Genomic DNA, 20,467 nt, shown 5'->3' with positions numbered 1-20,467 from the left:
ATAAGGATTTCTTTTTGCGCTTACTATCTACAACTATCTGAACACACCAAAGAAAACCCCGTTAGGGTCTAAACTCTTCTTCAGCAGATTCAATGTCTCATAACTATAACCAAAACAGTCCTCTCCGCAATTCCTTTCAATTATTACAGTATACCCACTCCTCCTAAGTCTTTCAACGTTAACACCTATGCACCTTATTAAACCGCTCCCGTAGTAAGCTACACAGTATTCTCCTTCAATCTCCTTGAGTGTGTCTATCTCTTTTCCCCTCACTGTAACTATTGAAGCATCAAAGTTCTCCGGTATCTCTATCTTCATCCCTTTTCCTTTCCTTATCTCGTAAATCTTCGTTCCCTCACTTTTTATTCCCACGACACCTAAAGGCCTAGAACTAAAGTTCACTTTATTAACTTCCTCAAAGTGGAAGTCTTGGTAAGGAACAAGCCTTATGTTCAGCTCTAGGTATATCCCTAACCAGCCCAGTGAACCCGAAAGAACTTTCCATATCTTATATCCGCTGGAAAACTTTGTAGTATTCCCACCGCTCTTTATTACCTCTCCCAATCCGGTAACTATTTTTGCCCCTAAAAGCCATTCCTTGGGATAACCGTACCAGGTTAAGATTGATGGAAGGTTAGTTGAGGCAAAGCCTCCTACAGACCCCGTGTATATGAACGGGATTTGTAAACCGTGAGACTTTAGCTCCTCGTTTACTAACTTAAAGTCTGCTCCAGCGTGTACTGTAACGTAAAGGTCTTCTTCCGAGATTGTAAGTACCTTGTTAAGTTTCTCCAAACTTAAGCCTATATTTGCCTTAACCTTACTACCTATGTGGTGCTTATTCTTACTGAAAGGGTAGATAGATATTCCCGTCTTTAAGGCAAACTTTACTATTTCAGCTACTTCCTCATAAGTTGAAGGTAAAACTACGATTTCAGTCTTAACGTCTGCAGAGTTTAAGCCTTCTCTTGCTTCGCTAATTTTCCCTATTTCGTCAACCCAGCCCATGTATAGATACACACGCGGTAATTTATAGAGTTTATGCTTATTTAAACAATTTAAACTACTGGAAATTCCACAGCTCAAAAACCGCTTTTCGATTCGAGATAAGATTAATACTCACTAGACATAAAGTTACATAATGAGCGAAAAAGACATTAAAAAGTACGGTGAGCTAAGAATAGGAGAGAGCATCGATGAAGCTTTAATCTCCTTAGAGCTTCTAAAGCAGGGAAAGTTGAGGAATTCTGCAGGCAAGGCGTTCTTAGGATTTAAGGAATTACTAAGCGGGATAATAAGCATAAATCACTCAAGTTTTTCCTCAGCACTGCAAGAAAAGGAGAGGAAGTTTTTCTATAAGGTAGGTTTTACCGCTCCAACAAATAGGTTACTTTATTACTCTTCCCTTATGGAGAAAGAATTCCCGGACATCTCAGACCTTGCAAAACAGGCGATGGCCCTTCACGTTTTTTCATATTTAGGTTACGATAAGGCTGGAGAATATTCCCCAATTACCTCGGAGGACGATGCAAGGAAGTGGATTACTGATTTTATTAAGGCGTTAGCAAACCTCATCCTTAACGAGAGGGGAAAGGAGATATTGAAAGAAGTCAATGAGATTGTTAATAAGTAAGCTTAGCTAATGCTTAAGGGAACTTGAATATCCTAAGTTAATTACCAAATAACCTCAATCCCCATCTTATTTGCAACAAGTGTTAAATCCTTATCGCCCGTAAGGATCTTTGCTTTAAGTTTCTTTGCAGTCTGTATACTTATTGCGTCTACTATACTTAACGTTCTTCCTATAGTTGAGGCAATTTTATCACCTTCAACCTTTATCTTAGCACCTTCTATGAAGTCTTCAAAAGATAAATCTACAACACTAAAATAGGATTGGAGGAAACTCCTTACCTCAGATGACGATTTTAATGCAGGTATCCTTCCTCTTAACCAATGTACAGTAAATTCAAATGCAATAGCAGGTGTTATTATTCCCTCTATTTTCCTTGATCTTATATTAAGCATAACCTCCTCTGCTTTCTTAGTCAACTCTCCGAAAGCCATTGAGAGTAACGCATACGTGTCCACCACTACCTTTTCTGCCAAAACTTTTCCTCCTCCTCATCTAATTCCCTTTCAGCCTCTTCTGCAGATCCCTTACAACACTTCCATACTTTTTCCCATAGATCAACTTTTTCGATTACGATTTTATTCTCCTCAACTCTTATCATCACAAGGTCACCCTCCTTTAAACCTATTTCTTCCCTTATCCCCTTAGGGATTATTATTATACCTTTCTTATTCACTTTGGTTGTGGCTTCCATAAGTTTAACTAAAAAGTTTAACTAAAAAGTTTAACTTACATAGACCTCTCCAAACGGTTCTTATCACTAGAACGAGTAATCTCTTTAATTAATAGAAAAGTTATTGAATAAATCGATTAAGGGTTGCTGCATAAAAATAGCAAACTAGAGAATCATAGCTTAATGACAAATTTTAGTATAACTCTAAGTGTTTCAATTTCTCTAGTGTTAATACCTATCTTTATTACTATCTATAAAGAATTAACTAGCTCTAAAAATTAACTCAGAACACTTTAACGCCCATTCCCTTTGCGTATCCCCTCACATTTTTACCTATCTTTGCCCCAGTGAGGACAGGGACGATCTCCTTCCCTTGAAATTCCTTCTCAACTTCTTTCACTTTATTCAAAAGTTCGTCAACGTCCTTCTCCTCAGCCTTTAATTTCACCTCTACTACGTAAACCCTCTTCTCGGTCTCCACTAGTGCGTCTACTTCTCCTGCAGACGTTTCGTAGTGCCTATAAATGTTTACTATCTTCTCACCGGAGTCCTTTAAGCTGCCCTTAAAGCTGTTTATGTATAACTCTTCAGCTATAAGCCCTTGATCACTCCTATAAGCTTCTATCCTTGTTATAAGTTCATGCTTCACCTTCTCGTTACTCGTCAATAGCTCATTCTTAATCTTCTCATCGTTAGCTAGCAATTCCTCCTTTACCTTATTAACGTAACTTATCAGCTCGTTCTTTATCCTCTCGTCGTTGGTCAACAATTCAGCCTTTGTTTTATCAACATAGTCTATTAACTCCTTCTTAACCTTATCATCGCTCTCTAACAACTCCTTCTTTGTCTTGTCTATGTACTCTATTAATTCCTTCTTCAATTTATCGTCATTTTCCAGGAGTTCCTTCCTTGTCTTATCAATGTAGCCCGTTAATTCGTTTCTCAACTTTTCATCGCTGGCAATTAGTTCTTCCTTGGTTTTCCTTATCTCTTTCTTCAGCCCGCCTTGAGTCGCTCCAGTAATATAACTGAGTACAATAAGAATCTCAGAATTAGTCAATTCTTGCCCGCTCTTTATTTTCTCGGCTATCCTTAAAAGGTAATCGTCAAACCACTTCCTAATAACGTCCTCCATAAGAGAAAATTAGTCAAAAGGGTTAAATAGTTTGTTAAGTCACCTTACGTATTACGCGCTGCCCCTAGGATAACAGACTTGCCCCGTTGCGTAGTTGAGCTCGTAAAAAATCTTACGTGAAATTAAAAGTAAGTTTTACAACGACTTTGATAAAAACTGAAGCGTCTTTTCATACTTAGGTTACGATAAGGCTGGAGAATATTCCCCAATTACCTCGGAGGACGATGCAAGGAAGTGGATTACTGATTTTATTAAGGCGTTAGCAAACCTCATCCTTAACGAGAGGGGAAAGGAGATATTGAAAGAGGTCGAAGAAATTACTAAGTCATAAGGCTGTGCTTTTTGCGTTCAGTTGAACTTTAATGGTAACTAACATTTCCACTAGAGTTTGTCCAATTTTACCAAGGTTAATCACTTTTAATTCACTCATAAATTTAATAAAAATGGGATTGAAATCTAAATTGAAGTACACAGCAAAAAGTTGTACTCAAAAAACTAACGCTTAACTTGAAATTAGCTTTTCGGCATTGTACTTCAGTATCTTGTCCTTTACATCTTGACTTATATTCACGTCGTTAAACTCCTTAATCCACCTCTCCGGGCTTATTAAAGGAAAATCAGAACCGAAGATAAGCTTATTGCTGAGCCTTTTAGCGTTCTTCCATATAACGTCTGGTATGTATTTAGGAGCCCAACCTGATAAATCTAGATAGACGTTAGGTTTATGCTGGGAAATAGCTATTGCTTCTTCAGTCCACGGCCAACCGAAGTGAGCTAAAACTATCTTCATGTTCTTAAACCTTACGGCTATTTCGTCGAAATAGATAGGCCTACCGTAATCTAACCTTATGTCGGACTTAACGCCTGCACCAATTCCTGATGTTCCCGTGTGGAAGACGACTGTAAGAGCGTGATTATCTATTATTTCATAAAGTCTTAGCGCTCTCTCATCCAAAGGATGAAAGCCCTGCAACTGAGGATGTAACTTAACCCCTACTGGCTCAAATTCTTTTATCGCACTCTTAAGCTCCTCTATCGCATTCTGTTTTAACGGATCTACGGATATAAACCTTATTATCCTGTCATCAACCTTAACGACATCGTTCGGGATCCTCCTCCCCAGAAAGGTTGTAGAGTCTATTGGGAGTACTACAAACCTCTTTATTCCTAAACTCTCGTAGTAGTCTAGGGTCTCCTTTAGTCCTTTAACCTCCACTTTAGCGTTAAAGTATTTTATAGCGGGTTCTGCAAATTCACCTAGAAAATCTAAAAACTCCTTTACTGGAGCATGGAAATGAAAGTCTATCACAATGTATTTTCAGCCTAGGATAATAAATTACTTCTGAGCCTTACTAAGGCTATTTTTCTTCTTCCGGCTTTCGACATTTAAAAGTCAAAATTTAAAGTGAATGGAGCATCTATAGACTTGAACTGATTAAAACGTCACTTACCTGAGAGGAAATTTTCAACTATGCACGTGATCCCTCCGCTGAAAGCTTATTTGCCTATAGCATGTATATAGTATGTATGAAAACTATAATGATAAGGGACGACGTATACGAGAAGCTCCTCGAGATTAAAGGAGACAAAAGCTTCAGTGATGCCATTGAAGAACTTATCGAAGAGTCCTTAAGCCTTAGGAGAAAGAAAATTGAAAAGTACTTCGGGATACTTAGCAAAGAAGAGGCTAATGAACTGTATAAGGAGATTGAGGAAATGAGGAAGAAGACTGATGAAGATCTTGCTAGAAAGCTCGGGAATTATTGAATACTTAAAAGGTAACGCCAGAGTAAAGGAAATTATAAATAAGTCAGAGGACTTCTACGTAAGCTCGCTAAGCGTCTTTGAGTTATTACTAGGAAAGGTCAGAGAGAAGGAAATACTAGACTTTCTATCTGGATTTAAAATATTAAATGTAACAAGGAAGGACTCAATCTTAGCTTCTAGGATTTACAGAACGTTAAAGGATAAAGGAAAACTAGGTTCTTTTGATATAATAATGGCAGCTCAAGCTATAAATAGGGATTTAACGTTAGTTACTAAGGACGCCGACTTTTTAAAAGTGAAAGAAGAGTTTAAGGAATTGAAACTCCTAATTGAAAAATAGCTTTAATTGATAAACCCGCTCTGCAGTCATTTGATCACGTATAATATGGTAAAATCCTGCGTATTTCTCTTTAAATTTATGCGTTTAAAGCTGGTATGATAAAAGAAGTAGGACGCTATTGTGAAGCATTGAGAGAAACCATAGGCTCTATTGGAAGAAGATATGCAATTCCTCCTTGGATCTGCACAAGCAGACGAGATACAAGATAGCCTAGAAGTCCTGGACAAGACCACTTTCATAAAGGAGAGAGGCGCCCCGCCATAATAATTGTACGGCCACAAAAACGAAGCATCTACAAGGGGTCAGTTATGACTACCTCTTTTAAGAAGCAAATAAGGTTTATATACACACATATATACGTAGTATTATGAAGACCGTATACAGTTTAAGAATAGACAAGGAATTGAGAGAGGAGATGGAAAAGTACGACATAAAGTGGAACGAGGAAATAGAGGAGTTTATAAGAAAGAGAATCGAGGAGCTAAAAAAGGAAGAGGCTATGAGGAAATTGCACGAGATAATCTCATCATTACCTGAAACCGAACCGATAGGTGCGAAATTGGTGACGGAAGATAGGGATAATAATTGACGCCTCAATACTGGTTAAGATAATTACTAAGGAACCGGGATGGGAAAAGTTAGAGAAATTATTAAGGGAAGGAGAAACATTAGATCTTGCACTTATTGAAACTTCCATATGGAGGAAGTCGTCATTATTAGGTATAATGAAACATGAAGATTCAATAGTAGCTTTAAAAGCAGTTAAAGACATCTTACCCCAATTATTAATAATTCATAAAAGTACCAATTTTTTACAGAGAGCTATGGAGGTTTCAATTAACGAAAAAATACCAATCTATGATTCACTTTATATAGCGTTAGCAGAGGACAGGAAAGAGAAGCTTGTAACCGCAGACAAGAAGCAGTACGAGGTAGCTTTAAAATACGTTAAAGCCGAGCTTTACTAATAAAGCACCTAGTGTTAGTAATTCAAGGAAGCCTTACAAAGTTACCTTAAGATGAAAGTAGGTAATCGTCTTATTCTAGTTTTAGTAATATTATATTGGATTTGTTGTATCGTATCTCATTAAATAAGCATTTAATGATGCATTCTTTCTCCTTAGTCTGCAGAAGAGAAAGTAGATGAGGAGGAAGACGCAATAAGTATATAGGCTGCAATGAAACTTAACGTGAAAATACTTACCTGCGATTTACTCGTAACAAAGAATTGAGGTTATTTGGTAGTTACATGGGTGTTCTATATTTAGAGATCGAAAAGCGTCGCTTTTTAAGTGATAAACCCTTATTGAAACGTTTCTTAGTAGTGTTAACGACGCCTAACTCGATCTCTTAGAGTGACATCATTCCCTCTTAAGCCATTCAGGATCCGTGTAAACCTCGTCCCTATAGTAGCCTTCCGGAAACTCGTCCTTTACCTTTTCTAGGGCGTTAAAGGCTCTGTCAAAATCCTTTACAAAATCGAAGTACTTTACAGGGTTAGAGATACTTGTCGTCTTTTTTTCCTTGATTATTTCGTAAATTCTCCTTAGTAAATAACCGAATACCAAAAACTCCGGCGCATTAACGCCTTCTACATACGTGTGATATGCTACTAAGCCTAAGTGATGAACTTGTATTGTTCTATCAATGCTTAGTTCGCCTAATAGCTCTTGCGAATACTCAATGGAGAATTCCCTGTACGTTAACCTGTCCTTTTTGGCTTTTTCTGCAGAATCTAAAGCCTCTTTTGTTAAAATGTATAATATGTAATAGTAGATGTAAGAAAGCGTATAATTATCCACCGGTAATTCTTCAGTCCCTTCAAAGATATTAAGAATGTCGTTTAGATTAAAAACGTCTTTATATTGGAGATAGTATTTGGCAACACTACTAAGTAATGCTAGGTCTCTTTTTCTTAGCTTCACATACTTCCTTATTTAATAAGAAGTATATAAGATAAGAGCCTAAAAATAACCTACTTACTAGATGCTTTTAATACTACAATTGATTATAATATAGCCTCGCTTAACATAATATACATCTTTCAAGTGAAAGAACTACTTTAAACTAGGCCTACTTAAGTAAGAAGAGTATAACATGTTAGATAGAATTTGACATATTATTATATATATATCAAATAGAGTAAATAAAAATATCTTATTTTTATCTAAATTTTTTATTATAATTCTTTATATTTGAAATAATACTAATCGTATAAAAGTAAATAATAACCTCTGCATAATTATCACCCTTAAAGGAAATATCTTATAATTTAAAGTCTTAAAAAATTGAATAATAACAATAAAATGTTATCTACACCCCCTTACAATTACCAAGATGAAACACACTGATTTTATTTATGATTTTAAAGCTTTTTATCTTAAAACTGGTATTACTAATATGATAAGATATCTATATGCCAACGCTACAGATAAGTTCAGTAGAGACGTAAGTAGTGGAGATTACGTAGAGATACTAAAACATAATTTTTACCTAGAATTTGGATATAAACCTTCACAGAGTGAAATTAATTCTTGGATTGGAAGCAGTAAGGCATTATTATCTTTAGTTAAAGGCTTAAGTAATATCTATATCGTAGCTGAGCTATCTTTGCCTTATTCCTCATCTAGGGTAGATTACGTGATCTTCGGTAAGAAAAGGGATGGAAAAGAAGCGGCGATAATAATAGAGATGAAAGGATGGACTGACGCTAAACAGTCTTTTTCTGATGATTATGTTAGAGTTAATATAGGACAGGGCTGGGAAGATGTGTTACATCCGTCAATTCAAGTTAAGGGTTACGTAGAATATCTTAAGGACATATTAAGTTTTGCTCGCCAGAACGATATGAAAGGAGTCTCCTATACTTATAATGCACGTATTGATTATCTTTACGATTCAAGGTTCTCTAAGATCCTTAATCAGTATCAACTATTCGATATAAATACAAGAGATAGACTACGAAATTTAATTTCTCAGATAAATTACGGAAGCGGGGAAGAGGTGTTTAATAAGTTTATAACCTCTAAAATAGCCCCGCAGAAGGGACTTATCGAAGAGTTGGAGAAAGTGTTAAAAAGTAAAAATCTTACCCTCTTTATAGATAGATTCACGTTAATAGACGATCAGATAGCCGTGTATGATAAAGTCTTAAGCTTACTTAAAGAAGGCAAAAAAGCAGTAATAATAATAGAAGGAGGGCCTGGTACGGGTAAATCTGTAATAGCCTTGAAGTTAATGGCAGAAGTTATGAAACAAGGTTATACAGTTTTTCACGCTACCGGCTCTAAGGCGTTTACTACAACATTAAGGAAGATAGTAGATAAAAATTCTTTATTTAGATACTTTAATAGTTTTTCAACAGACGCCGAAAAAGGTACCGATCTTTTTGACGTACTTATAGCTGACGAGGCACACAGAATAAGGGAGAGAAGTAATACGCGGTTCTCTAAGGGGTCTAGTTATCCGCAGATAGAGGAGTTAATAAGGGTAGCCAGAGTAGGGGTTTTCTTCCTAGATCCTTACCAGATAGTAAGGCCGGAAGAGGTAGGAAATTCTAAACTGATAGAATATACTGCAAAGAAATACAATGCCGAGGTGTACAAAATTACACTTAAGACGCAATTTAGATCTAGCGGTTCTCAGGAATATATAAAATGGGTCGATAATCTACTAGGTATAGAAAATAATGAGGTAGAATATTACACTGAAAGCTTCGGTGTGGAATTTAAGATATTTGACGACCCAGAAAGCCTTAGACAGGAGATAATAGCTAAAAATAAGCAGAAACCCAATTCAGCGAGATTAGTTGCAGGTTTCTGTTGGAAGTGGAACGATCCTAATCTGGACGGTACTCTGCCGCAGGATATAGTAATAAATTATGATGATGGGAAAATATTTAAAGCTACATGGGAGGCTAAGGATATTGGAAAGAAGTTGGCCGAAGGAGTCCCGCCTGCACCTCTTTGGGCTTACGATCCTGCAGGAGTAACACAAGTAGGAAGTATATATACTATTCAAGGTTTTGAATTCGATTATGTAGGCGTAATATGGTGTAAGGATCTAATATACAACTGGGAAAAGGGGGAATGGGAAGCACACCAAGAAAATTCTGCAGATCCCGCAATAAATAGGAAAAAACCGAAAGACGTCTTAGATAAGCTAAAAAATACATATAGGGTATTACTTACCAGAGGCAGGAAAGGAGTATATGTTTACTTTTTAGATGGCGGAACTAGGGAGTTCGTAGAATCACGTATTAGAAAAGACAAAATTTAAACGACAGCACCTCTATCTAAAAACTATTTTTCTCAATAGGAGTGTGCAACTAACAGTAAGAATTTGCGGGCCATTCAGATTTCCATTGCGAATTCACTATATTTCAAAAATTAAGATGAATTTAATTGAGTAATAACGGTTTATAAAAGGGAATTCATGCTTAATCCTGTTAATACTTTTATATTGTTCATAAATTACGATTCACAATGGAGCCATTAATCTCCCCCATTAAAAGCTTAACATAAAACTTTCATTCTACCGACCCAATATCTTATTTTATGTCATTAAACATGATAATAAAAAAGATAAATGGAATACTAGTCTCTTTTCCGTCAGAGGAGATAATGAACGAGGTACTGCAGGATTTAGAAGATAGAAAGAAGAATAAAAATAAAGGAAATTAAATAGATTTTTAATAAATAACTGATTTTATAATTTTTCTTGTGATTTGCAACCGTTCAAGATATTTACAACCTTACTTATATTTCTCTGATCTAAAGTACCTAAAGCAGCCCTTAGTACTTCAATAAACTTTTCTACTCCTCTATTCTCTAGAGAGGAATAAACATCAAGTGCGGTTTTAATGCTCGCTGGAGATACATTAAACTTAATTAGATTTTCTTTTTCATTTTTCAATTTTTCTCTTAAGCATTTTATTAAAATTCTTACCTTATTTTTCTCCTCTTCTGTTAGATTATAGTTATTAATAATTTTATCCAGGTCTTCTGTCCCTTCTGGATACTCAAAATTAATAATCACAAACCTTCTAGCTAATGCGTCTCCTATATAAAATAGATTTCTTGCGTCTACTAAATTCATTGTTGCAATTATCCTCATCCTTTCAAGCGGCTCTCTTTCCTTATCCTGTTTCTTTAGCTCCTCATAAATCCTTAAAAATTCCCTAGCCATATCATCTATATTATTTCCGTAGCTCTTTATTTCGTCTATCAATGCACGCGGTATTGTCCAGTCTTTAGGAGAAGGACTTGAGAATATTGTTATTAATTCCCCAAATGCCTTATCAACGTCGGCCCTATTTATCTCATCTATTATGAGAAAATAATTACCCTCTTTGACTTTAGCTGCATTTACATAAGCCTGAATAAAGAGTCCACTCTTCCATATTACATTACCTTCCCTTATGCTTTCTCCGCCTACTAAGTTCCTCCTGAACCACAATGAATTTGCAGTAGCTACTTCATAACAATCTTCACTCCCAGTGAGGGACTTTGTGACTCTTATAGCTATGCTTGTCTTACCTGTACCAGGGGGTCCTACTAAAAGTACATTAGTCTTCTTGATCGAGCTTAAAATTAGATCTAAGGTATCTGGAGGAAGATATAGGTCGTCTACGTTTATTTTACCAGACCCTTTACACATAATTTCCTTTGTAGGTTCCTTGGTTTCTGTTACCTCCTTAGATCTGTTATTCAATAAGCCTAAATAAAAATCGAGTGTAGGTTTAATTTCGTCTTTTTTTGATAGAATAAATTTTGCGAAACTATCTATAGCGTCCTTATTTTCTTGGCTGTAGCACATGTTAGCTTGAGAGTTCGTTCCTTTTAGTTCGTAATTTTCTCCGCTCCATGCGTTTATATCAGCGTTTTTCCTTATACTATCGTGAAGCCAGAAGACTTTTATCCTAAATCTTAACACCCAGAACTTTCCAGATTCTTTCCATCCTTTAAAGTTCCTAGCAGCGTCCATCTCTACGTCGGTTACTGCACCAAATCCTATTATCCCAGAGCCTGTCATATGCATTATTGAAATAAGAATTTTATTGATATCTGGAATATATTTATTCTTATCATTATTTAAATATACTTCCTGATATCTCTTTAAAATTCCAGAAATCGACGATCTATCAGCAGATCCCCATAAGGTATATCCTATCTCTCCTTGAAAAGAGTACTTTATCGACTCTATCCAATGGTCTTTCGAACCTATGAAAAGGCATGGAACGAAATTTCCACTCTGTACATAATTGAGAAACGTATTAACCGCTTCATCAGAAAAGCTCAACAATTTAGTAAAGGTTTCTCTCGGTGTAAGCCATTCTCCGTACATATAAGGAAGTTCTACTTTTTACTATATATATTTACACGTATTTTCCAAGGAGTCTATCTATCCTAGAGAGATTCTCTTCGTCCTCAACTAGCGGGTCAATTATCATCATGTAAAGAACATGATTATTGTATTCGAAATTGAGTAACCCGTCCTTCTTTTTAGTTATATAATCTAATCTCCTTGTTGCACCGTCCTCACTGTCTACGTCAGTTTCCTCAGTCTCCAGCCCAGGATATACTAAAACTGCAGTTAATGGGTTGTATTCGTAAGTATAAGCCATTATTTTGAACCTGCCCATGGTAATGTAACTTACTCTAGTAGAGTATTTGCATTCAAAGATTATAGGCCTTCCTTGAACTACTGAAATGTCTGGCCTGCCCTTATATTTATCTATACTTTCTTCCTCGTCAACTTTAATTAATGAAGAGTGGGGAAGCGGGGCGTTAAATACTAAGCTGATGTACTTATCCCCCTTTTTAGCAATGTATTCTTCTCCTTCTTTCTTTATCTCATACCCTTTTGACTCAAGGTATTTTGCTACTAAATAAAAAGTATAAAGCTCATATAATTTCCACATCATGAATTTTATTAAATCTTTGTTTACCTTTTCTTCTTCTCCTCCTTTTTTCTTCATTCCTACCTTAATACTCTCTAGCTTTTCCGCAAGGAAGTAAGATTTGTAAGCCCTAGTAAGCCAGTCTGGGTCAGTATATGAGGGACATCTATAGTAACCTTCTGGAAAATATTCTTTAACCTCTTCTAATTTAGAGAGCTCCTTGTTAAACTCGTCAAGAAAATTAAAGTACTTCAGAGGAGGAGTAGAAACTGTTATTTTCTCTCTTTTTCCTTTAACTATTGAATAGATCCTCCTAAGTAGATAACCTAATACAGCGTACTCCGGGGCATTATATCCTTCTGTAAAAGTGTAATACGCAACTAAACCTACTGGATATACGGGAACTGTAAGGCCTACGTTAAGCTCTCCGTAGAGATCTTGTGAGTACTCTACTGCAAACTCCCTATAGGTTAGTTTACTCCTTCTTGCCATTTCTGCAGATCTTACTGCGTCTTTCGTAACTATATACATTATGTAATAGTAAATATAAGAAAGAGTGAAATCACTCACGGGTATTTCCTGAGTCCCCCTAAAGGTTGAGAGAAGCTTATCTATATCTATTATTTCCTTGTATTGCAGGTAATATTTGCCCACTTTTTCCAAAAGTTCTCTATCCCTTTTCTTCACATGAATTAATTAAAATAAATAGTATTTAAAGTCCTAGTCTTGAAGACCTATCGTCAAAATTGTTGTAGGAAGAGCCGATTACATTATGAATAAAAACAAAGTGTGTACTCTTTTAATTACTAGTAATATAATCATAAATAAAGTTCTAACTGTGTTATGAGATTAGAAAAATAAAGCGCTTCAGAAATAATTTAAATAAAACTCATATCTCAACTACTATTTCCACGCGTTCTCAATCTCCTCTATGCTCTCACTACCGCTTATCGTATTTATTGAAAATAGTGAAGCTACTGCTACTCCAACTAACCCGGCAAGGAACGCAGTGCTCTCAACTACGTTTACCTTTGAAGCTAAAGAGAAAATGATAATTGGAGTAACTGCAGAGAAAACGCTAGAAACTCCCGAAATTACCCCAGACACTTTCCCTCTAATGGATGCGGGAAATGCCTCTATCGCAACTAAGGAAACTGCGAACATCCCTAAAGGAGATAGGAAGGAGAGCACACCGAAGATTATTATTACCCCCAAGGGACTCTTAAATAGAACCGCCAACGTCATGAGGACGAATGCGGTAAGCATGTATGCATGCCCAATTATCATTGCAGTCTTCCTCTTTAGTTTGTCTATGAGGAAAACTACTACAGTGAACCCACCAACGATGGAAGCTAACGTTGCAGATATTATCGCCTCGTCCACGAAGTCGACTCCCTGTATGGTAGAAAAGCCTAAATAAGGAGATATGAAGTCCGGCAATAGCACGAATGGGAAGGCGTAACTTATGATTGTGTCAATTACTGAAACCAAGAGTAGGACTGAGAGTAGCCTTACTCCTTTCCCTATCTTGACTTTCCTTTTACCGTATTTTTGCCACACTTCGCTTTCCTTTATAAAGAACCTTATTATAGCAAAGGGAATAACTAGGACTCCAGCTATCGCGAAACTCACTCTCCAAGCTTCGTAAGAAAACGCTGAAGTCAAGATAATTCCCAAGAAAGCCGCAACGAAATCTCCTAAAAACCAAGTCGTTGAGAGTACTACGAATGCCTTTCCTCTATACGTTAAGTTCTCTATAACCATCGGCCCTGCCGCTACGCTATCTCCTCCTATTGCAAAGCCTTGTATGAATAGGAGTGAGAGCACCATTATGGGAAGGAAGGAAAATGAAAGGAGTACGCTTGACACCACGAAAATTAGAAGCCCTATCTCAAGTGTCCTTTTTCTTCCTAGTTTGTCAACTAAGTAACCGAAGGAGAAGGAACCTAAAACTGAGCCTAGTAAGTAGGAGAACAGGAGGAAGTAGGTTATATTTTTACAATGTAATGAACAAGCAATTAGGTTCCCCATTGTCCCGGCAATTGTTAATTCTAACCCTCCTAGGAAAAATGCAATTAGTAGGCTTATGAGGAGTGTTTTTCCCTGCATAATATAGGAAAGTAAGGAAAGAATATAAATTTTTCATATATTTTATGATAAGTTAATATAGAGAGACAACAACGTAGAAGAGGAAATACGTAATAAAATGTACCCTGAGTTGCTTAATGTCAGTCTGCAAGGTTTCCTCCAGCGTATATACTATTTTGTTACCATCTTTGTAAATGGGTTAATAATACGAATATAACCTGATTCTGCTATGTATAAGTAACCGTTAGTTAAGTTAACTACTATCGATGTAGACTGCTTTTTACGGGTATATAGTAAATGAAGGTGAAATTATAGGGATTAAATACATAAATTAAGCACAGTTTACTACGTATAAATACCCAGTAAAATTATCATATGCCAAGGAAGTTAGATTAATCTGTGAACATGCAGGAAGTTCCGTTTACTAGGACGTTACATCTTAGTAAGAGTATTTTGTGTTGTACATATTTTTTTGGTGAGCTTGCTCTGTAGAAGCTAATATTTGAAATCACCATTATATACTTCTTTCTCATTTTTAGTCTAGACAAATTCACATAGAGAGATTATAAATTTACTGACGAAAATTGATAATGTAAAATATATCTATTAGGAATTCAAATACAATTTGCATTATTTTTTAGCGTCAACTCATCATCTTAGCTTAAAGTTCTCACAGTAAGTTTTTATGTTACGGCGCCGTAATAATTACGGAGGCGTAAAATGCTTTTTGACGTAAAACCTAAAGAGGAGAGGAAGGACCTTTACGATAGGGATAAGGAAGTCGATGAAATAAAGGAAAGTATAGAAAGGAAAGTTTGGTTGACAGTTTACGGCATGAGGAGGTTGGGGAAAACAAGCATAGTTAACGTGGCAGTAAATGACCCAAACTATATAGTAGTTAAGGTAAACCTAATGAGGATTTACGACCCTAAAAAGAAGAAATATCCACGATCTCAGTTCATGGGGCTATTTTTAGAAAGCGTGAACGAAGTAGTCAGGAAATACACAATGGGAGGAAGAGTAATTAGGTTTATTTCGAATATTCTAGGAATAGATGAAAAGTCCTTTTTAGAGTTCAGTTTAGTGAAAATAAGACCTAAACTTAAGAAGTTCAGAAGTGAGGATATTTCTTCAGTAGTGAAAGAACTAGACGAGCTAGCAAAGGACAATAAGAAGGGGCTTGTTATAGTATTTGATGAGGCTCAAGAGTTAATGAAAGTTAACGGAATAAATTTCCCCTCTATTTTCCACGATGTTTATGATTATTGTAAAAATACTACGGTAATATTCACTGGAAGTATGGTCGGGTTAGTAGAAAATATGTTAAAAGGATTGGAATATGAAAAGCCGTTTTTCGGCAGGTTTATTAGAAAAATAAAAGTAGAGAGGTTTGATGAAGAGAAATCTAAGGATTTCTTAATCAAGGGGTTTAAGGAGGAAGGAATAGAGGTCAAGGAAGAGGTAATAAATGAGGCAGTAAGGAGGTTTGACGGTATACCCGGTTGGCTTACGTTCTTTGGTGCTGAGTACTCTTTTAGAGTAAAACATGGAGAGAAGGCAGATATCAACGAAATAGAGATGATGGCAATAGAGGAAGTGAGGAGGGAGTTTAAGGACTTTCTATTATCTACTCAGTCACCTGAGAGGTATTCCGCTGTAGTTATTTCGCTTGATAGGCTAGGAGGTAAGGGAGAGCTTAGTGAAGTTAACAAAGTGGTTAATTCCCTTATTGAGGAAGTCCCTGAACCGAGGGTTTACGAAATCCTAAATAGACTGGTAAACTTAGGATTCTTAGAAAAGGAAGGAGAAGAGTATACTTTACCTAATGACGAGCCAGATAGGAATGGACTAGTATTAGCAGCAAAGGATATACTTAAAAATGAAAAGTAACAAAGTCAGGGTTTATCTAATGATACGTGAAATTTAGACGACGAAATCCACAATCTGAGAAGGATTCAACTAAACATTAAGGAAAAAGAAAAAATCATTTATGATATACTAAATAATGGTATAAGTTAATTGCGTATCCCCAGAGGAATAGTATTACTCCTAAATCGATTCCCGCATATGTGCTCTGTATTCCCACGCTGGGTATTCTTGTCAACAATGCAAAGAGGAATATGGTTATAACGAATATAACCGGAATGCCTACAAAGGCAGCCTTCTTAGTAAATGCGTAACCTCCGCCTCCAATTGTCGTTGAATTAATCAATCTAACCATCTTTATTACATAATGGTAAACTAATACTCCTAAAGGTAGCAACATCAAAAGCCCTAGTAGGGAAGGATATAGCAGGAAGTCTCCTAAAGTGCCCGCAAACAATAGCACTGAAACTGAAGTGCCAAGTATTGATAGTGGCCCGGAAGGCTTTACTACACTCGCGCTCTGCTTCTTCTTACTCGGTAGGAGGTAAATTATAATAGCAAGGATTAATGCGGGTATTCCTATAATCTCAGCCTGCTGGGTGAAAGGTGCAGGTACTCCAGGATCTAGGTAACCCCAGATAGATAGGGCAACTAAGGAATAAGCTAATACAGACATTACCCACGTCCAGAACTTCCTACTGCTTATGAACATAAATTCGCTGTTCTCAAAGAACGGAATTAACATTAACACTACAAGTCCTATGACCAGTACCGCAATTACCATTGACGGTAATAGAGGTAAACCGTTAGGTAATAGGAAGTCAACAAATTTGTAAAGGAAGAGGAAGAACCACGGCGGGTAAGGCGCTGTATGCTCAGCGGCAGTAGTAAAGGCTTGAGGTGCAGGGAACGGGTTAATTACCAAGGGTAAGGTAATCTTGTGCCCGAAGATTGTTGCGCCGTTTATGTTTGATAAAACGTTAGGGACAATTAATATAACTCCCCAAGTCATTAACACTATGGACAACATGTAAACTAAGTTTCTGGGCCACCAAGCGTTAAACTTCTCTTGTTCCTGCTTAGTGTAGTATGCTGGAACTCTCGGTTTCTCCTTCGCGGAAGGTGTCATTCCGTATCTTTCTGCTAGGAGCAGATGGAAACCGAAGAGGAGTCCTATTAGCGCAACCATTATTATGTGCCAGCCAAGTATTCTATCGAAGAATTCGCTTCTTACTATGGGATTACTCGATTGAACGGCATCTATCCCTGGACCGAAGAGCCAGCCTACTATCGTAGTTGCACCGGGGAAGCCCGTACCTATCAGGAGAGACGAACCTATATCTACCGCATCAATCCCTAACACATCCCCTACTAAGCTGTAACCGAAGAAGGAAGCACCTAAAGTTAATGCTAACAAAAGGACTCCGGTGACCCACTGTAATTCCCTAGGTTTCTTATATGCTCCCTTAAAGAAGTTTCTGAACATGTGTATATAAACTAAAACTATCATTATGTAAGCTCCGTAGAGGTGGCTGAATAAAAGTACCGGACCGTAAGGTATGTGGTAAATTATGTTTTGTGTTGAGCAATATGCTGCAGCAGGTTCGTAAAGTAAAAGCAAGATAAGCCCAGTAATTACTGTGTAAGCAAAGGACGCTGTAACTAATGCACCTAGCCAGTATGAAACATTATACATGTAGTCAGGAGTCCTAAAAAGCGGCGCTTCATTTATTCCTATCCTGTCCAAAATTGAATCTAAAAATCCTTTCTTCTCCTCCATTTCTCATCGCCTCCTCTTTACCATTACACCGGGTGGAGAGGAACTTAAGGAGACTGAAGTGGAAGTCGTAATTCCGCTCTTAACAAATTCTCCTAGAGCAGTCGAGATTGTTAAAACTAATCCCGGAATTCCTATCTCTGCTAAGAAGGATATTAACTCCATATAAGGTACGAACATTACAGGATAAGCTATTACTCTCCTTATTAAGCCCAGGTAACCTTCTATGCTCATTAAATACCCTATTGTTACGAATGGGGCTGTCCACCATAATAGTCCTGCAAGCATTAATTTCCTGGCCTTAAGGCTGAAGTTAAGTGAAGGATTAGTACTCTTTAGCAAATCAAGGAAGACTCCTGTAAAGCCCACTAAGATTAATGTCCAGATTATTAAGTGAAAGTGCCCTACTACGTAATAGGTATTGTGGACTACTCCATTTATGAGGTTTATTGGAAGGGGTAATGCTTGTACTCCTCCTATTATGAAACCTATTAAAGCTACGAGGAAAGCCATGCCTATTGGATCCCTCCAATTATATCCCCTCGAGGAGAGTATTGTTAACCCCAGATTAAGGACAGTTAAGCCAGAGCCGGAAGCTAAGACTAAAGTTGAGACGGTTATCCATGCCCTTAGGCAAACTGGAAGTGGAAAGGTCTGCAAGTGATGAACCCATATTAACATTGAACCTATTGCTAGGAGGAAGATGTTCCACCTTGCCCACTTTTCACTGTATAGACGCCTTCCTGCGTAAATGGGTATGTAATAATATAAAGCTCCGAAGAGCGGGAATGGAACGTAATAAACCACGGGATGTCCGTAGAACCAGAAGAGTATTACCCAGAGCAGAGGATCAAGTTTCACTGAGCCCCATATTGCTAAAACGTACCACAGTTCTGATGCAGTCAATGCAGGTAGGGTTAGCGCAATTATTAATGAAAAAGCAACACCGTAAGCTGCGAATATATTGATTTTCTTGTCCTTCGGTTTTGTCTGCACAGCATCAACTACCAGTATAATTGAAGCTATTGAGGCTGCAGCACTGTTCACTGCAAGTGCTAAATACCCTGCACCCATCATTGCGCCGTGGTAAAGCCTAAAAGCCTGGAAGAGGGAATTATCCTCTATTGCTAGAGGGGGATACATGTACCAGCCCATGTCCGGGCCTCCGAATAGTGCAAAAGCTAAGCCTAAATTTGATGCCCAGAACATTGCGGTTATCTGCTTAACGTGAACTATGTTTAACCCGGATTTGTACATTGAATAAGCTATTATTCCTAGTGCAGCGTCTGGTACTAAACCTAACATTGCCGACCAGCCGTGGATTGTCAGCATTGTGTAATAAATTACTCCTACTTGAGGAGAGTTTTGGTTGTAAACTAAGTAAGTCCTCATGTTCATTGCAGCAGTTCCTAAAATTATTAGCCAAGCTATTCCTCCAAGTAAGTAAAGCCAGACTACCCCCAAGGTGTCCTTAGGAAGGACTATTTTTGCCGCTCTCTCTTTAAATTCGCTTAGGTCTACCTTTATAATCTTCAGAATTTTATTTAGTAAAGCTTGTAAACCCATTCAGCTCACCTCTAGCGTTCCAGTCCAATATGAGTAATTATAACAAGCGAATTCTGGTTCTCTCCAAGTGTAATTTCCGGGTGAAGTGGGGGCAACGAAGTAAACGTAACTTACGTAGCCAGGCACGGCGTTTACATTAACTACGCCGTCTGGAAGTCTTAAGAAGAATCCCGTAATGACTTGCGGTGAGTTTAGGATTATTGCTATTTGTTCTCCTGGTTTCGCCCTTATCACGTTAGGATGAAAACCGTTAGGCTGAGTTACAGTCATATTTACTACTAATATTCCGTTAATTACTTCACAGGAACCGTTCTTGGGCGGATGTGCTTCGAAGTACTTTACTGCACTCTGAGCATCTTTAGGCATTCCTGAGAAGAGAGGTAGACCGTATCTGTAACTTGTACTGCTACCCGTTATAACTCCTCTTATGTTCCAAGCTACGAATACTGCTACGAGTATCATCATCACTATGAACCAGCTCAACTCTGCGTGTTCCTTTATTTTATCTATCATTTTTATCATGATATTTCTTACTTAGCTAACTTATAAACATTATTTTTAATAACTATGAAGTTTTCAATAACTTCATGATTATATTAAGTAATAAACTTTTCTAAATTTAATATATTTAGTTTGAATAAGCAGATTAAAGTTGTTAAAACTTTTTTATTTTTCAAAATTGCTTCTATATGCGCAAATAAGTTAATATAAGTAAAGTAGAAAA

At 37.1% G+C, this 20,467-nt stretch carries 20 protein-coding genes; 8 read left to right on the top strand and 12 right to left on the bottom strand.

From position 1 onward, the window contains the following. Positions 1-33: 33 nt before the first annotated feature. Positions 34-1,008 carry an FAD-binding oxidoreductase gene (locus tag HS5_RS08025; protein ID WP_236750799.1) on the bottom strand — a complete coding sequence of 325 codons (975 nt, stop codon included), beginning with the start codon at positions 1,006-1,008 and terminating at the stop codon, positions 34-36. A 133-nt stretch (positions 1,009-1,141) separates the two neighbouring features. Here HS5_RS08025 and HS5_RS08020 point away from each other — a divergent pair, with 133 nt between their 5' ends. Next, positions 1,142-1,633 (top strand): PaREP1 family protein, encoded by a 492-nt coding sequence (locus HS5_RS08020; protein ID WP_236750798.1) that lies wholly within the window; start codon positions 1,142-1,144, stop codon positions 1,631-1,633. Between the two features lie 41 nt (positions 1,634-1,674). Here HS5_RS08020 and HS5_RS08015 read toward each other — a convergent pair whose 3' ends face one another. From HS5_RS08015 to HS5_RS08000, 4 genes are all read right to left on the bottom strand, one after another. Beyond that, the gene (locus HS5_RS08015; RefSeq protein ID WP_236750796.1) at positions 1,675-2,106 is read right to left on the bottom strand and encodes a PIN domain-containing protein; all 432 of its coding nucleotides are present in this window, start codon (positions 2,104-2,106) and stop codon (positions 1,675-1,677) included. Further along, positions 2,091-2,324 (bottom strand): AbrB/MazE/SpoVT family DNA-binding domain-containing protein, encoded by a 234-nt coding sequence (locus HS5_RS08010; RefSeq protein WP_236750794.1) that lies wholly within the window; start codon positions 2,322-2,324, stop codon positions 2,091-2,093. Before HS5_RS08010 ends, HS5_RS08015 begins: the two co-directional genes overlap by 16 nt. Positions 2,325-2,586: 262 nt before the next feature. Next, positions 2,587-3,438, bottom strand: coding sequence for an apolipoprotein A1/A4/E family protein (locus HS5_RS08005; RefSeq protein WP_236750792.1), 852 nt, complete (start codon positions 3,436-3,438; stop codon positions 2,587-2,589). 502 nt (positions 3,439-3,940) lie between these two features. Beyond that, positions 3,941-4,747 (bottom strand): amidohydrolase family protein, encoded by an 807-nt coding sequence (locus HS5_RS08000; protein WP_236750790.1) that lies wholly within the window; start codon positions 4,745-4,747, stop codon positions 3,941-3,943. 203 nt (positions 4,748-4,950) lie between these two features. On the opposite strand from HS5_RS08000, the gene HS5_RS07995 reads away from it, so the two are divergent. The 4 genes from HS5_RS07995 (at position 4,951) to HS5_RS07980 (ending at position 6,513) form a co-directional block, all read left to right on the top strand. Further along, positions 4,951-5,205, top strand: a complete 255-nt coding sequence (locus HS5_RS07995; RefSeq protein WP_236750788.1) for an antitoxin VapB family protein — start codon at positions 4,951-4,953, stop codon at positions 5,203-5,205. After that, positions 5,171-5,545 (top strand): type II toxin-antitoxin system VapC family toxin, encoded by a 375-nt coding sequence (locus HS5_RS07990; RefSeq protein WP_236750786.1) that lies wholly within the window; start codon positions 5,171-5,173, stop codon positions 5,543-5,545. The genes HS5_RS07995 and HS5_RS07990 overlap by 35 nt, the downstream gene beginning before the upstream one ends. A gap of 367 nt (positions 5,546-5,912) precedes the next feature. Further along, positions 5,913-6,134 (top strand): hypothetical protein, encoded by a 222-nt coding sequence (locus HS5_RS07985; protein ID WP_236750784.1) that lies wholly within the window; start codon positions 5,913-5,915, stop codon positions 6,132-6,134. After that, positions 6,118-6,513, top strand: a complete 396-nt coding sequence (locus tag HS5_RS07980; protein WP_346729561.1) for a type II toxin-antitoxin system VapC family toxin — start codon at positions 6,118-6,120, stop codon at positions 6,511-6,513. The genes HS5_RS07985 and HS5_RS07980 overlap by 17 nt, the downstream gene beginning before the upstream one ends. Positions 6,514-6,906: 393 nt before the next feature. Here the strand turns inward: HS5_RS07980 and HS5_RS07975 are convergent, their stop codons facing one another. Then, positions 6,907-7,470, bottom strand: coding sequence for a hypothetical protein (locus tag HS5_RS07975; protein ID WP_236750782.1), 564 nt, complete (start codon positions 7,468-7,470; stop codon positions 6,907-6,909). Positions 7,471-7,945: 475 nt separating this feature from the next. On the opposite strand from HS5_RS07975, the gene HS5_RS07970 reads away from it, so the two are divergent. Continuing rightward, entirely contained in the window at positions 7,946-9,823 is a 1,878-nt protein-coding gene (locus HS5_RS07970; RefSeq protein ID WP_236750780.1) for a DUF2075 domain-containing protein, read from the top strand. Positions 9,824-10,101: 278 nt separating this feature from the next. Next, positions 10,102-10,227: a hypothetical protein gene (locus HS5_RS14515; protein ID WP_256445533.1), complete on the top strand. Its 126-nt coding sequence runs from the start codon at positions 10,102-10,104 to the stop codon at positions 10,225-10,227. A 25-nt stretch (positions 10,228-10,252) separates the two neighbouring features. Here the strand turns inward: HS5_RS14515 and HS5_RS07965 are convergent, their stop codons facing one another. From HS5_RS07965 to HS5_RS07955, 3 genes are all read right to left on the bottom strand, one after another. Further along, complete coding sequence (locus HS5_RS07965; protein WP_236750778.1) at positions 10,253-11,890, bottom strand: AAA family ATPase; 1,638 nt, start codon at positions 11,888-11,890, stop codon at positions 10,253-10,255. A gap of 31 nt (positions 11,891-11,921) precedes the next feature. Further along, on the bottom strand, positions 11,922-13,133 hold the full coding sequence (locus tag HS5_RS07960; RefSeq protein ID WP_236750776.1) for a hypothetical protein: 1,212 nt from the start codon (positions 13,131-13,133) through the stop codon (positions 11,922-11,924). 216 nt (positions 13,134-13,349) lie between these two features. Next, positions 13,350-14,555: an MFS transporter gene (locus HS5_RS07955; protein ID WP_236750774.1), complete on the bottom strand. Its 1,206-nt coding sequence runs from the start codon at positions 14,553-14,555 to the stop codon at positions 13,350-13,352. A 699-nt stretch (positions 14,556-15,254) separates the two neighbouring features. Between HS5_RS07955 and HS5_RS07950 the strand changes: the two genes are divergently transcribed. Further along, complete coding sequence (locus HS5_RS07950) at positions 15,255-16,424, top strand: ATP-binding protein (protein ID WP_236750772.1); 1,170 nt, start codon at positions 15,255-15,257, stop codon at positions 16,422-16,424. A 94-nt stretch (positions 16,425-16,518) separates the two neighbouring features. Here HS5_RS07950 and soxC read toward each other — a convergent pair whose 3' ends face one another. The 3 genes from soxC to soxA are packed head-to-tail and all read right to left on the bottom strand — an operon-like array spanning position 16,519 to position 20,265. Continuing rightward, entirely contained in the window at positions 16,519-18,180 is a 1,662-nt protein-coding gene (soxC, locus tag HS5_RS07945; protein ID WP_236750770.1) for a proton pump complex cytochrome B SoxC, read from the bottom strand. Positions 18,181-18,183: 3 nt separating this feature from the next. Further along, a complete protein-coding gene (gene soxB, locus HS5_RS07940; RefSeq protein WP_236750769.1) occupies positions 18,184-19,743 on the bottom strand; it encodes a proton pump complex quinol oxidase subunit SoxB in 1,560 nt (519 codons plus the stop codon). Then, positions 19,744-20,265, bottom strand: coding sequence for a proton pump complex quinol oxidase subunit SoxA (soxA, locus tag HS5_RS07935; protein WP_236750767.1), 522 nt, complete (start codon positions 20,263-20,265; stop codon positions 19,744-19,746). It lies immediately after the preceding gene. Positions 20,266-20,467: the final 202 nt, after the last annotated feature.

This window comes from Acidianus sp. HS-5, assembly GCF_021655615.1.
GTDB lineage: Archaea > Thermoproteota > Thermoprotei_A > Sulfolobales > Sulfolobaceae > Acidianus.
This window is presented reverse-complemented; position numbering and strand designations above follow the sequence as displayed.